The sequence below is a fragment of the Iningainema tapete BLCC-T55 genome (assembly GCF_014698965.1).
GTDB lineage: Bacteria > Cyanobacteriota > Cyanobacteriia > Cyanobacteriales > Nostocaceae > Iningainema > Iningainema tapete.
In genome coordinates, this window is sequence record NZ_JACXAE010000063.1 from 55,583 (window position 1) to 69,686 (window position 14,104).

The window sequence follows — 14,104 nt, forward strand, 5'->3', positions numbered from 1 at the left end:
ATCTCACCACCGTAAATGGAGGTGAGATTTGTGCTCAATTCAAAACTTACTTGTTGGGTTGTGGAGTCATCCGCAGGTAGGGTTTAATTTCCTGATATCCTTTGGGGAATTTCTCCTTGAGTACTTCGGGATCTTTAAGTGAGGGGACAATCACGCAATCATCGCCGTCTTTCCAGTCTGCTGGTGTCGCTACGCTGTAGTTGTCGGTTAATTGCAGTGAGTCAATTACGCGCAAAATCTCATCAAAGTTACGTCCGGTGCTGGGAGGATAGGTTAAGCTCAAACGCAGTTTCTTGTTAGGATCGATGATGAAGACGGTACGCACTGTTAACATTGCGTTGGCGTTGGGGTGGATCATGTCGTAAAGATCGGAAACTTTACGATCTGCGTCTGCCAAGATGGGGTAGTTGAGGGAGGCGTTCTGAGTTTCCTCGATGTCTCCTATCCATCCTTTGTGAGATTCAACGTCATCAACGCTCAGAGCGATCGCCTTGACGTTACGCTTGTCAAATTCTGGCTTCAACTTAGCAACTGTCCCTAGTTCGGTTGTGCAAACAGGTGTGAAGTCTGCGGGGTGAGAGAACAAGACTACCCAGCTATCGCCTGCCCAATCGTAAAAGTTTATGTCGCCGTGTGAAGATGCTTGGGTAAAGTTCGGTACTGTATCACCTAGACGGAGAGCCATGTGAGTTTCCCTGTGGTCAAAATGCCATGTGTATTATACTTTGCCATCATGACATATATCCCCGGTTCACCGATTGAGCTTGGGCTGTTTGCAACAAAATTTTAAGATGTGCAACATATCACAAGAAACTGAGTTAAGATTATAACCCTGATTTGGATAAAATTTGTTGATATGCCAGGATCATTTGACTGGCGATCGCATCCCAACTGTAATGTTTCAATGCATATTCTTGAGCGTTTAATCCCCGTCGATGACGTTCTTCCGGATTTTGCAAAGCGTTTCGCAGTAACTCAAAAACTGCTTGCACATCTGTGGCGCCTATCCATCCCGACTCACTTTCAAGCACTTCTTGACAAATATGTACTTGGTCGGATATAATAACAGGCTTTCCTGCTACCATCGCTTCGGCTACGGCAATACCAAAGTTTTCGTAGTAGGATGGCAAAACAAATAAGTCAGCAGCTTGCAATAGGGCAGACTTTAATTCACCAGAGACAAAACCAGTGATGGTAGAGTGCGATCGTAAGGGAGAATTCTGGATCTGCAATTTGATCTTCTTCTCGTAATTTGGATCTTGAGGATTAGTACCAGCTAAGACAAAGTGAAAATTCAACCCTTGCTCTAAAAGCTTGGATAAAGCTGGAATTAACAAATCCAACCCCTTTTTCGGATCGATGCGCGACATAAACAGCACCAAAGGCACATCCTCTGCTATCACAAACTGACTCCGCACCACACTTCCCCCCTTCTTAAGGGGGGACTGAGGGGGGTTCACACCCAAAGGAATCACCAAATCTCGCGTAGTTACACCAAATCTTTCGGAGATTTTCGCCTCCTGAACACTAGTAAAATGAATTGCCCCTGCACCAGCTAAATTGGGACGTTCTAAAAGTGCGGCATATAGCTGTTTTAGCTGCCTTTTTTTGCGTAAATCAGCTGGATCGAGAGTTCCCAAAGGACGCAGAATGTAAGGTAGTTTTTGCCGACGACACACAGTTGCCGCAAAACTACTTACAGGGGAGAATAAAGCGTGAATATGGGCTAAGTCAAACTCGTGGGCGTGATGATTTAACCACTTTAATAAGTCAAGAGAAAATTTGTAGCGACGAAACGGGGCGCAACGGAAGTAAATTATTTGATAGCCATCCTGTTGCACTGGGGAATTGAGGGGAACATCCAAAGGTTTTTGATCTATATCGCCATTACTGTCGGTTGTGAGAACTGTGACTTCCACTCCTGCCCGTGCCAATGCTGGTGCTAGTCCTAGTACCATTTGACTAGGACCACCGTAAATTAAAGAAATTGAAGGGACAATTTGCAGGATGCGCATTATTTGTTAGGAGTTAGGTGTTAAGATCACACCATATAATAAAAGATACTCTATCTAACTCCGAAGCGTCACTTAAATTTTTACAAAGAGCGATATTGCCGAAAAAGCTGGAAAGCTGCATACTCAAGGTGTATCAAAGCTTGAATGAAAATGTCAGCCCTGTGATTTCTCATTAGGTCAAATGAGCGATAATACTCAAACCCGAAAAATCTTGCTGTTGTCAGCAAATCCTAGAGGTACAAGTAAGCTTCGTCTGGATGAGGAGATGCGCGAAATTAAAGAGGGGTTAAGACGGTCAAAAAAGCGTGACCTGTATTTAATAAATACAGCAGAAGCAGTACGCTACAGGGACATACACAGAGCTATTCTGGACTATGAACCACATATTATTCACTTTTGTGGGCATGGGGCTGGAGAAGAAGGCTTGGCATTTGAAGATGAGATGGGTAAAGTAAAGTTAGTTGATGCAGATGCAATAGCCGGATTATTTCAACTATTCGCTGACCAAGTTGAGTGTATTGTCCTCAATGCTTGTTACTCAAAGTATCAGGCAGAAGAGATAGCTAGACATATTAACTATGTGGTAGGCATGAGTCAAGCAATTCAAGATCAAGCAGCAATTGAATTTGCTGTGGGTTTCTATGATGCACTGGGAGCAGGTAGAAATTATGAGTTTGCCTATAAACTGGGTTGTAATGCGATTCCAATGGCAGGAATACCACAGGAGTTAATACCTCAACTTATCGTCAAAAGTAATTTACCCATATTATATAAGGAACCAACAACAAACATATATATTGAACGACCTCCTATTGAAGAGAAATGTTACAAAGCAATTTTGCAACCTGGTGCGCTCATTCGGATTAAAGCTCCTCAGAGGATGGGAAAAACATTGCTGTTAGAGAAATTGCTCGACTATGCTAGAGAGCAGGGTTATCAGACAGCTAAATTAGATTTGAACCAAGCTGACCGTAATACCCTGACTAGCTTGAAAAGTTTTTTGCAATGGTTATGCGTCGATGTTTCTGACCGTTTAGAACTAGATGTAAAGGTGAATGACTATTGGCTAGAGAGTATCGGAATAAATACAAGCTGTACTCGTTATTTTGAAAAATATTTATTAGCAAATATTGATAGTCCTTTGGTCTTTGCCATAGATAATTTTGAGCGACTCTTTAAATGTGAAAATATTTTCTCCGAATTTTGCTTACTCCTGCGAAGTTGGTATGAAACTGCTAAGCAAGGAGACAGAATGGGGAAAATTTGGAAAAAACTTAGGTTAGTGGTGGTTAATTCCACTGAAGTATATCCTACCCTAGATACCAATCGCTCACCGTTTAATGTTGGGTTGGCAATTGAGTTACCTGAATTTAACCAGCAGCAAGTGGAAGAAATGACTCATCTGTATGAATTAGATGGAGAATTGAAAGAAGATGGATTGAGTCAGCTGATGGGGTTGGTTGGAGGACATCCTTACTTGGTACAAGAGGCGATCGCTAACCTCAAAACTCAGCAAATGACTTTAGAGGAACTATTGAAACTTGCACCGACAGAACAGGGAATCTTTAGCCACCATCTGCGACAACAATTAGGATGTTTACAGGATGATTCTCAGCTAGAATCAGCTTATAAAAAAGTGGTAATGACGAATGAAACTGTGCGACTTAATCCGGAAATTACGTTCAAACTGCACAGTATAGGTTTGGTGAAAATTGTTCGTAATGATTGTGTTCCTAGCTGCGATTTATATCGTCAGTATTTTTCAGTGCATCTGGGGTGAATCATGGTTGACGAATATATCTTTTCTGGAAGTCTACCTGAAAATGCCAGCACCTATGTTAAGCGGGTAGCTGATGACGAATTGTATGAAGCGCTTACAGCAGGAAAGTTTTGTTATGTTTTGAATTCAAGACAAAGTGGAAAATCAAGCTTGCGCGTGAGAATAATGAGCCGCTTGAGTGAGGCTGGCGTAGAATGTGCATCTATTGATTTGTCATCTGTCAGTATTCAGAGTGCTACACAAGAAAATTGGTATGCAGATTTGATTGTTAAGCTAATTGATAGCTTTGCTCTGGATGTTGATTTCAAAGAATGGTGGGAAAAGAACCAGTTAAACTCATCGTTGCTGCGATTTCACAATTTTATAGAAAAGAAACTGCTTGTTGAAATTAGGGAAAATATTGTTATTTTCATTGATGAGATTGATAGTGTTCTCAGTCTCAACTTCCCCACTGATGACTTTTTTGCCTTTGTTCGTGCCTGCCACAATCAGCGTGTCGATAATCCCGAATACAATCGCCTAACTTTTTGTTTGTTAGGAGTAGCATCGCCAAGCAATTTGATCAAAGATAAAAATCGCACTCCATTTAATATTGGTAGAGCCATCACTCTTAAGGGCTTTCAATTACACGAAGCCGAGCCGTTAGAAAAGAGTTTACGGGGAAAATTTGGTAATCCCCAAGCGATAATGAAGGAAATCTTGGATTGGACGGGTGGACAACCATTTCTGACGCAAAAGCTGTGTCAGTTCATGATTGAGGAATCTGAGAAGGAAAATTTTTGCACTGTTGAACAGGTGGTGCGATCTCGTATCATTGAGAATTGGGAATCTCAAGATGAACCAGAGCATTTGCGAACTATTCGCGACAGAATTCTTAGAGATGAGCAACGTGCTGGATATCTGCTGGAATTATATCAACAAATTCGGCTTACAGAGGGGCAATCTGAGATTACAGGAGATGATACTCCAGAACAAAGCGATTTACAGCTTGCAGGGTTAGTTGTTAAGCAACAGAATAAGTTAAGAGTTTACAACCCCATCTATCAAGAGGTTTTTGATCAAAATTGGATTGAAACTCAATTAAGGAATTTGCGCCCCTACTCTGAGAATTTCAGATTTTGGGTTGCTTCTGGCGGTAAAGATGAATCGAGATATTTGCGGGGAAAGGCGTTACAGGATGCACTGGAATGGGCGAAAGATAAAAGTTTAAGTTACCAAGATAGGCAGTTTCTTGCAGCTAGTCAAACAAAGGAAAGAGAAGAGGACATAGCTGCTAAAGAAAAAGAAGCAGTATTAGAGAGAGAGATAAAAGATAAGGAAGCAGCACAAAAAAGGAATCAGGTACTGACTGAGGCTAATCAGAAAGCTCAAAAGCGGATTCGCATTGGAAGTGTTGTTTTAATTGTGACTTTGTTGGGAGCAGCCATCTCAGGAATACTGGCATTAGCTACTCTTAAACGTATCGAAGAACAGGCTCACAATCTCTCAGCGTTATCTAACCTAAGTGGAGAACTCCACAGCAAGAATAGGCAATTTGAAGCAGATGAAGTCAGGAGACAAATAGGTCTATCTTATGCAATTAAAGAAAACTATAAACTTCAACAAGCGCTACTGTTAAGTGGGATCGCCTTTGCATATCAGAAGCTGGAACGATCTGAAGATGCCAAACAAAAAATTCAAGACAGCATGAAACTATTACAGGAAGAAGACATAAAAAATTCTCCTCAAAAAGATGAAGTTACCATCCATGTCTTAAACATACAAGGCACATTACTAAAAGAACAAGATAACAATACTGAGGCAATAGAAGCTTACACAAAAGCCTTCCACTTACTTAAATCAAATAGCTCCCAACTTAACCCTTTAAATCGGAATACGCAAATTATCAACACAAACACTGTGGAATCAGTCCATCGGGGATTAATTCAGTTGCTTTCTACCATACCGACTCAAGGCAATGACTTGTTGAGTAAGGTTAGAGAATCTTTAAAAGAGTATTATTACATTGAACTACATCATCTACTGGCAAATAAGAAGTGGGAGGCGGCTGATACGCTAACATCAAAGCTCATGCTTCATATTAGGAAGAAAGAAGAAAAAGTTTACTTGGATATTGAAGATCTAAATAAATTTTCCTGCAAAGACCTGCAAACAATCGACCAAGATTGGAAAAATAGCTCAAAGGGACGTTTTGGTTTTGGAGTGCAAAAGCAAATTTGGCTGGACACAGGAAACCGACCACAGGAATACAATAAGGAAAATTACACCAATTTTCTCTCAAGGACAGGATGGTATGATAGGGAGAGGGATATTTTTCTGAGCTATGAGGAAGTGATCGATAAAATCCAAAACAGTAACTACCAGCTACGGGGAACCTTACCAACTCACAGCAGTAGGAACCGTTTCAACCCATTACAGCAATCTTTTCTCGCACACTTGTCTGTAAACTGTAAGATATAGGCGTTCCAGTTAGTTGTAACAATATTTTTACAAAAGCACTTTCTACGCATTCACAGGCATTTGGGCAATTTCGATACCTGCTATTGTCATCAAAACCTGATCAAATATTATCAAACAACTGCATTGCTATTTTGGGGTCATAGCAGTTCGCCATAACAAACTTATCAGCGACTGCTTGGACTTAGGTGGTTAAAGGTTCCCATTCTGCCCAAGGTAATCGCATTTGCCCTGGCAATGCTTTTGTGCTCTTAGCTTTAATCACTTTGGGAAGCTCACATTTTGCAATATGCTGTCACCACCGACAATTTAAATCGCACCGCGAGTAGCCCAAGTCCACTCAAGTGGACTGTAGAATCATGTTTAGTCCATTTGAGTGGTCTTCAACTATGATCCAGAAAATTTATTCTCTGGCGGGATATCGGACAGGTGCAAGATGTTAGTGGGTACAATGTTATCTTTTGTCCAAATGATTTTCCGTTCTGATTGTACTCAGGTAACGACGACGAGGTTCCACACTACCAGTTTGCCAAAGATTATCTGAAGGAATTACTATCGCCATTGGGTACAGTAGAACCTAGTCGCAAGCTAGCAGAAGAAATCCGAGAAATTGATGTTTACTACCCACTATCACTTCCACCGACTATCCCAGGGCAAGCGTTGGGATTACTGTGGCGATTCGCAGCTACATCAGCACTATTTGAACCCTTTCGCAATGCGGTAAAAACAACTGAAGTTCTTAGTTACATGAGCAAACTATTTGATGTTTATGCTCAAATGGAACGGCAAGCTAAAAGTGATCGCACACCCTGAGAAGATTCTTTACCCCGTCTTTGGATTCTCTCCCCTACTGCTTCCGAATTTTCTTTAGACGGGTTTGGAACTAAAATGAATGAAGATAACTGGTTACCTGGTATTCATTTTTTTGGGAAAACATGGTGGGGGGGCGGTGCTAGCAATCCATCAATTACTAGTGACTGAAGAAACTTTGTGGTTGCGAATATTAGGCAAAGACAGACGCAATCCACCTAAGAATAAATTCTTAGGCTAATAGCTGAACTCGGCTGAAGCCGACTAGAACTTTCTAGAGTTTAGTCCGTTTTAACGGACTTAAGCTTTAAGCCCTTACCTTCGTCAAGGCTTTGGTGCTAGGAGAATGTTTTGAGGTAGCATGGAAGCAGAAAACATTAGTATTGATAAGTATGTCTGCTAAAGATGTCTTTCATGAAGTTGTCAAGAGAGCTTTACAGAAGGACGGTTGGCAGATTACTGACGATCCGCTCTCTATCAGTGTGGGTGGTGTAAAGATGTCAATTGATTTGGCAGCAGAAAAGTTGATTGCGGCAGAACGAGAAGGTAAAAAAATTGCTGTTGAAGTCAAAAGCTTTCTAGAGAAGTCGTCTGCTATCTCGGAATTCCACACGGCATTAGGGCAATTTATCAACTATAGAGCGGCATTGAGGCGGCGAGAGCCAGAGCGTGTTTTGTACTTAGCAGTGCCTCTGACAACTGACAAAACATTTTTTCAACTTGATTTTCCCAAAGCAATGGTGGAGGAAAATCAGGTCAAAATGATTATTTATGATGCAGAGCGTGAGGTGATTGTCGAATGGAGAAATTAGCCCAGTATCGGAAAATTGTGCAACAGATGCTTCTGGAGTATGGCAAGCAGAAGCTAGCTTATGGGGATATTGAGGTTGAGACGATTTTTGATCCGGAGCGCGATCATTATCAAATCATGCATGTGGGCTGGGATCGGCAGGATTGGGTACATAGCTGTGTCATCCACATTGATATCAAAGGTGGAAAGATTTGGCTTCAGTGGAATGGCACAGAGGATGATATTGCAGCGGATTTAGTTGCAGCCGGGGTTCCTAAGGAGGATATTGTGCTGGGATTTCAGTCGCCGTTTATGCGAAAGTTTACGGAATATGCGGTGGGTTAGGGTTATGTTATAAAGCGATCGCGCATTTCCTAGCTCCCCGACTTCGTAAAAGTTGTCGGGGATCTGTGGTTTAATTAACAAGTTGTTTGTAAAACTCTAATTGCTGCTTTGCTAAAGCTTTATTTGTATATTGAGCCATTGCTTTGTGATAACCCATTTCACCTAAATTATCAGCTAATTGAGGATTTTCCATTAATTGAACTAGGCAATTAGCAAGTGAAGAAGCATCACCTTCAGGAAATACTAATCCAGTATTCTTGATGACGTGAGGAATTTCACCAGAATTAGAACCAATCACAGGCACTCTGCAAGCCATCGCCTCAATTAATACATGACCGAATTGTTCTTTCCACCCGACAGCAGTTAAAGTTTTAAACTGGTAAGTTGTTTCTGATGGCAGTACCAAAGTACTCATTAAATTGATGTAATTACAGACCTCGTGATGAGGAACACTTTCCACTAAAATGATTCGGTCTTGAATGTTATTTTCTGTAGCTAGACTCATTAATTCTACCTGCAAAGGTCCGCGTCCTAGCAGCAATAACTTCCAGGATTTATCTTTTAATGTAGCTAAAGCATTGATAAGGGTAAATAGTCCCTTTTCCTGCACAAAACGTCCAACAAATCCCACCACAAACTCGCCTGGTTGAATACCCAACTGACTGGCTAATTCTGGTTGGGGTGTGGGTGTGAATAAACTCTCATCCACTCCCAGTTGAGGCATGACTTTAATAGGACCTTTATAACCACGCTGCCTTAAAACTTCTGCTCCATCTTGATTACCGGAAATTATCCCGTGACTGTGATTGAGGTTGTATTTCTCAATTAAATTAATGGGAAATTTTAAATTATAAGGAAGATTCCACCATGTAAAAAATACATTTTTAGCCTTTAGTCCTAGAAGCTGATTTAAAAATATCATTTCAGCAAAAGCTAATCCCCTCGATCCTTGTTCTACTTGAATAATTTGGGGATGAAACTGTTTCAATAAAGATATTAAATCAGTGCCAAAGGTAAGCAAACCTTGGTGATTTTGACTGAAATTAGAAACTGGTACTATGCGAAATTTGCCTTCCTCGCGATATTGAGTTTCAATAATTTTGTTTTGTACTCCACCGGGTTTCCAGCGTTTTGGCACGACAACTGTTACCTCAATTTCAGGTTCTAGTTGAGCTAAAGCACGCAATTTATCACAATTAAGGTCTACTATATATGTATGACTAGCTACTAAAATTTTCATTGTTAATTGTTAATTGTTAATTGTTAATGGCTAATGGTTACTATTAACTATTAGCCATTAGCCATTTTCAAATTCAAACTTGTTCGTCCAAGCGCGTGTAAATTTGACCATCATTCCAAACTGATTGAATGACAGTACTCAATGCTTTGAAAAAGCCTAAACTATAGAAAATACCTCTAGTGAGTATTTTGATGGGGCTGCCACTTTTATGACAAGGGGGACGTCCCAAAACGTGACAGTCAAATAGACGGGAGTAGAGGCGTAAAGCTTGAGTGGCGGTGAGGTTTTTTAGCCCCATTAAGAAATGGTTGTGGTAAAAGGTGAGTTGATACTGGAGACTGCGCATACTAATATCATGACAACCACCTGTCTCTTCACCTAAATGAACCAAATAAGCCTCTGGGTCATACCAAATTTTATATCCAGTTTGTCTTAAGCGTAAACAAAAATCAGATTCTTCTCGCACCGCACTACCGCGAAATCTTTCATCAAATCTCAGATTGTACTTGGTAAAAATCTCGCGGCGATAAGACATATTGCAACCCCTAGCTGTTATGACTTGCTGCGGTTTGACAGTATGTACCAAATCAACATGATACCAGGCAATACCTGGGTCCATTGCTTGAGGAGGAAGATACTCAATTTGCAACTCTCCCCCAGAGTCACCTAATTTCATTCTGTCAAATACTCGCCCAGCAACTGCTCCCACTTCTGGGTTTTCTATATAGTTTTTTGCATGAGCTGATAAAAATCCAGGCTGTAGCTGAACATCATCGTCTATAAACAGAATGATCTCACCTGCAGCTCGTCGCACAGCATAATTCCGCGCCCCAGGTAGACTCGCCCATGCCAAGCGAAACCACTTGATTTTATTTGAGAAGGCTAATTCCTCTAAATAAGCTTCAATTTCTGGCTGATGTTTTGGGGTTTGGTCTACAACTAAAACTTCATAATTAGGATAATCTTGTTTGAGGAGATCCACCAAACTATCGCGTAGTGGTTCCTCGCGGGCATAGGTAGGAATAATTACAGAAATTAAAGGTAAATCCATAGGAATTTTGGGAGACAGGAGTCAGGAGTCAGAAGTCAGGAGAATTTTGGATTTTAGATTGAGGTACATTACCCCACCCGCCCTATCGGGCACCCTCCCCTTGCAAAGGGGAGGGTTAGGGAGGGGGGGTGTACACCATTAAGGCGTACTCAAGCCCTCCCCTGCACCCTTGCGCCCCTGTTTCTTTTCAGCTTGGGCTTCTAGAAGCCTTTCTTGTTTATCTATTTCTGGCAATTTCAACAGAACTCCGGCGAAAAACCAGTAATAAACAGCTACTGGATCGACATCTAGGGGGTAGTAATAAGTGTTGTAGCTAATAAAAAGTATAAACACCCACAATGCTGCTGCGTAACTGCGGTAATTACGGTTTTTTATGGAACGGTACGTTTGGAAGCAAACTATTGTTAGAGTGGTTACTAAGGCTAAAAATCCCAAAAGCCCTAGTGGTCCTACTTCATGGAGTACTTTGGGGTAGTAGGTTTCTACCAGTTTAGTTTCACCTAACGCACGCGCAGAATTAGTAGCACGTCCTAAACCACTTCCTAACGGTCCTTCAAGATTTTTCCACACTTCCTCAAATTGTTGAACAATAAATTCTTCGGGTGGTGAAGCTCCCCAACGTTCGCTAAAACTTGCTGTTCTCTCTTCTACCACAGCAGGGTTAGTGACGATCGCAATTCCCAAAATCAGAGCAAGTCCTACTCCTATAGGAATAAACCGTTTGAGATTGGCAATTTGCCCAGTGAGAAATAGCAAAATCACGAAGCACGCAGGTACTAAAGCTAAGGCAATTCTTTGTCCAGAGACAACTGCGTTGACAAAAACTAATGCTGTAGAAACTAAACTGACAATCCGCCAAATTATTGAGGGATCGCTAAAACCTGAACCAAAGGTAAAAAAGGTGCTAGAAATGAGAAACCATGCCCATTGCCAAGGAGCAACAAAAGTTCCTGGTAGACGAATCACCCCTTCATCAGGACTATAAACTAAAGCACCACCAATATAACATCGTGCTTCCAGTGATGCTTTAAACTGTGCGGCTCCTGTTAAACCTCTGGTTCCCTGACATATCCCCCTTGCTAGTAAAATGTACTGAATAAATCCCAGTACACAACAGGTAAGTATGAGTACAATTTGTAGGCGGGACAAAAATAAAAAATCTTTTTTATTCCGAATTAGATAGTAAGCACAACTAATCAGTGGCACATAGCCTAAAAATACTTTTAAACCCAAAATTCCCATACCGATGGGTACTTCCTTGCTTGGGGCTGCCAATAGTCCAGCAGGAGGAGGGTTTAGCTGCTGCGAACCGTTTACAAACAGCAGCGTAAGTACACACAAGCCTAATAAAATGAACAGTGGGGGTTTAATGGCTTGGGGAATTATTAGAGGTAATCGCTGTTTGCGACAAGTTTGCCAAAGTGCAATCAGCGCCGGAATGTAAAAGGCATCTTTTGCTAATTGAAGTATGGGACTATTACCTATGTAATAAGTGATCGTACCTCCCATTGGCACGTAAATGAGGAAGGCAAACAGGGCTTCGCGGGGGTATTTATAACATAGAGAAATGCAGATGATAGATAAAATACCAGGAACTGCTGCTTTAATTCCGCCGACGAAAGCTAGAGGAATACCCAAGAATAAACCGCCAGCAAAGGCTGCCCCAAGAAGGCTTGTAAATTCTTTACGTGCCTTTGCTGCAGTACGCTTCTGTGCCAAACGTTCTTTAACGCTTAGGGTTGGAGTTTCCTGTTTTGATTGTTTTTTTTTGCGGTTGGGTTTTTGCTTAAGTTTGACCATTATGCCACTAAGTGTTGCTGGACTTGCCGGACTAATTCATTAGTCCAGTGATTAGCAAGTTCTGCTACTTCGGCTTCTACCATAACTCGGATAACTGGTTCTGTGCCTGAAGCTCGGACTAAAATTCTCCCAGAATCACCCATTGCTGCTTCGGCGCAAGTAATTGCTTGTTGCAGGGGTTGGCAATCTTTCCAACTTATGCGTTTTGTTCTGTCTTCTACTCGCACGTTGCGTAATAATTGGGGATAAGTTTGAAAGCTTTGGTCGATCATTTCTGATAATGAGACTTGAGCAGAATGTACCAAAGCTGCTAAGTGTAAGGCTGTTAACAATCCGTCACCTGTTATGCCATAATGACGGCACAGAATATGACCGGATTGTTCTCCTCCCAGCATTCCTCCTGTACGTAGCATTTCTGCTTGAACATGTTGATCGCCTACTGCTGTACGAATCAGTTTACCGCCTAGTTGTTTCCACGCTCTCTCAAACCCTAAGTTTGCCATTACGGTGGAAACTATAAGGTTGTCTGGCAGTTCTTGTTTTTGTTGTAAACAGCGCCCCCAGAGGTAGAGGATATAATCACCGTTAACTTGTCGTCCATTATTATCTACGGCTAAAACGCGATCAGCGTCGCCATCAAAGGCAAAGCCGATGCTAGCATTGTGCTGCTTGACTGCTGCTTGCAAAATTTCTAAATGGGTGGAGCCACAGTTGACGTTAATGCGATCGCCATCTGGTTCCTCGTGCAAGCAGATTACTTCTGCCCCCATGGATGTAAATATTTTCGGTGCTAAACCTACTGCCGCACCCCAAGCTAAATCTAACACTATCTTCATTCCCTGAAGATTCAGGGTACTGCATAACGGTTTTTTTACCGACTCCGCATAATCTCCTACTAACTCACTCCGCGAGTAATGCCGTCCGCAATTACTACTACCAGTATAATTCGAGGACTCACCACGTAGTCCCGCTTCAATTTCTGCTTGTAAAGCTTGGGGTAACTTAGCACCATCTGCACCGAATACTTTAATCCCGTTATCTTGCGGTGGATTGTGGCTGGCAGAAATCATGACTCCGCCGACAGCATCTGTTACACTTGTCAGATAGGCTACACATGGTGTTGGGCATAATCCCAAGTACCACACCTCTAGCCCTGCTGCGGTTAATCCTGCACTCAAGGACATTGCCAACATATCACTTGAGTTTCTTGAGTCTTGTCCAAGAATAATTGGTCCTACTGACGAAGCATTGGCACGCAAAACAATTCCCGTCCAAAAACCAACGTGCAATGCTAAGGGCGCACTTAACAATTCACCCACTCGCCCACGAATACCATCTGTTCCAAACAACGGAGTTGTTGGCAGTGCGATTAAATTTTGTACAAAACTGCCTTGATTACATAAAGGTGATCTATCAGTCTCTGATGCACAACCCGCATGAATGCCGTCTTGACTCCGAGTTATAGATGAAACCATATGATTAAATGCTCCACACAGCCACACTGGAGAATAACACTTTAAACTTTTTTGAACAATTCCCTGTAAATATGTTTTAATCAGGATAATTTACTAGTTTTGGTTTTTACAAACTTATTTTTAATTTAGTGGTTTTTTTTGCCAAAGTACTTTTAAATCTTGTAAAGATTATGTTAAGACGTAGAGACGCCCCACCGGGGCGTCTCTACAGGTTCACCGATGTATATGTATATGTTGTATAAAAAATAACAAATAACCTATTACTTAAAAAATTGTAATACAAATTCTCATCAAACAGCTCTAATGTAACGTTTTAGTGGCTTTTGTAGCCGTATGTAAAA

General features: G+C 41.5%; 12 protein-coding genes. 6 read left to right on the plus strand and 6 right to left on the minus strand.

What is annotated here, in order from left to right:
* Positions 1–46: 46 nt before the first annotated feature.
* Positions 47–685: a peroxiredoxin gene (locus tag ICL16_RS18605; protein ID WP_190830522.1), complete on the minus strand. Its 639-nt coding sequence runs from the start codon at positions 683–685 to the stop codon at positions 47–49.
* A 139-nt stretch (positions 686–824) separates the two neighbouring features.
* Positions 825–2,015: a hormogonium polysaccharide biosynthesis glycosyltransferase HpsP gene (gene hpsP / locus ICL16_RS18610; RefSeq protein ID WP_190830525.1), complete on the minus strand. Its 1,191-nt coding sequence runs from the start codon at positions 2,013–2,015 to the stop codon at positions 825–827.
* A gap of 181 nt (positions 2,016–2,196) precedes the next feature.
* Here hpsP and ICL16_RS18615 point away from each other — a divergent pair, with 181 nt between their 5' ends.
* The 6 genes from ICL16_RS18615 (at position 2,197) to ICL16_RS18640 (ending at position 8,197) form a co-directional block, all read left to right on the plus strand.
* Positions 2,197–3,795 carry an AAA-like domain-containing protein gene (locus ICL16_RS18615; protein ID WP_190830527.1) on the plus strand — a complete coding sequence of 533 codons (1,599 nt, stop codon included), beginning with the start codon at positions 2,197–2,199 and terminating at the stop codon, positions 3,793–3,795.
* Between the two features lie 3 nt (positions 3,796–3,798).
* A complete protein-coding gene (locus tag ICL16_RS18620) occupies positions 3,799–6,255 on the plus strand; it encodes an AAA-like domain-containing protein (RefSeq protein WP_190830530.1) in 2,457 nt (818 codons plus the stop codon).
* Positions 6,256–6,738: 483 nt separating this feature from the next.
* Positions 6,739–7,065 (plus strand): hypothetical protein, encoded by a 327-nt coding sequence (locus tag ICL16_RS18625; RefSeq protein WP_190830533.1) that lies wholly within the window; start codon positions 6,739–6,741, stop codon positions 7,063–7,065.
* A 79-nt stretch (positions 7,066–7,144) separates the two neighbouring features.
* Positions 7,145–7,303, plus strand: coding sequence for a hypothetical protein (locus ICL16_RS18630; RefSeq protein ID WP_190830536.1), 159 nt, complete (start codon positions 7,145–7,147; stop codon positions 7,301–7,303).
* Between the two features lie 151 nt (positions 7,304–7,454).
* Complete coding sequence (locus ICL16_RS18635; RefSeq protein ID WP_190830539.1) at positions 7,455–7,874, plus strand: XisH family protein; 420 nt, start codon at positions 7,455–7,457, stop codon at positions 7,872–7,874.
* Positions 7,862–8,197, plus strand: a complete 336-nt coding sequence (locus ICL16_RS18640; RefSeq protein WP_190830542.1) for a XisI protein — start codon at positions 7,862–7,864, stop codon at positions 8,195–8,197. Before ICL16_RS18635 ends, ICL16_RS18640 begins: the two co-directional genes overlap by 13 nt.
* A 70-nt stretch (positions 8,198–8,267) precedes the next feature.
* Here ICL16_RS18640 and hpsO read toward each other — a convergent pair whose 3' ends face one another.
* The 4 genes from hpsO to glmM form a co-directional block, all read right to left on the minus strand.
* Complete coding sequence (gene hpsO / locus ICL16_RS18645) at positions 8,268–9,437, minus strand: hormogonium polysaccharide biosynthesis glycosyltransferase HpsO (protein ID WP_190830544.1); 1,170 nt, start codon at positions 9,435–9,437, stop codon at positions 8,268–8,270.
* Positions 9,438–9,510: 73 nt separating this feature from the next.
* Positions 9,511–10,488: a hormogonium polysaccharide biosynthesis glycosyltransferase HpsN gene (gene hpsN / locus ICL16_RS18650; protein ID WP_190830546.1), complete on the minus strand. Its 978-nt coding sequence runs from the start codon at positions 10,486–10,488 to the stop codon at positions 9,511–9,513.
* Positions 10,489–10,626: 138 nt separating this feature from the next.
* Positions 10,627–12,288, minus strand: coding sequence for a hormogonium polysaccharide biosynthesis protein HpsL (gene hpsL, locus ICL16_RS18655; RefSeq protein ID WP_190830548.1), 1,662 nt, complete (start codon positions 12,286–12,288; stop codon positions 10,627–10,629).
* Complete coding sequence (gene glmM / locus ICL16_RS18660) at positions 12,288–13,763, minus strand: phosphoglucosamine mutase (RefSeq protein WP_190830550.1); 1,476 nt, start codon at positions 13,761–13,763, stop codon at positions 12,288–12,290. Before glmM ends, hpsL begins: the two co-directional genes overlap by 1 nt.
* Positions 13,764–14,104 lie beyond the last annotated feature (341 nt).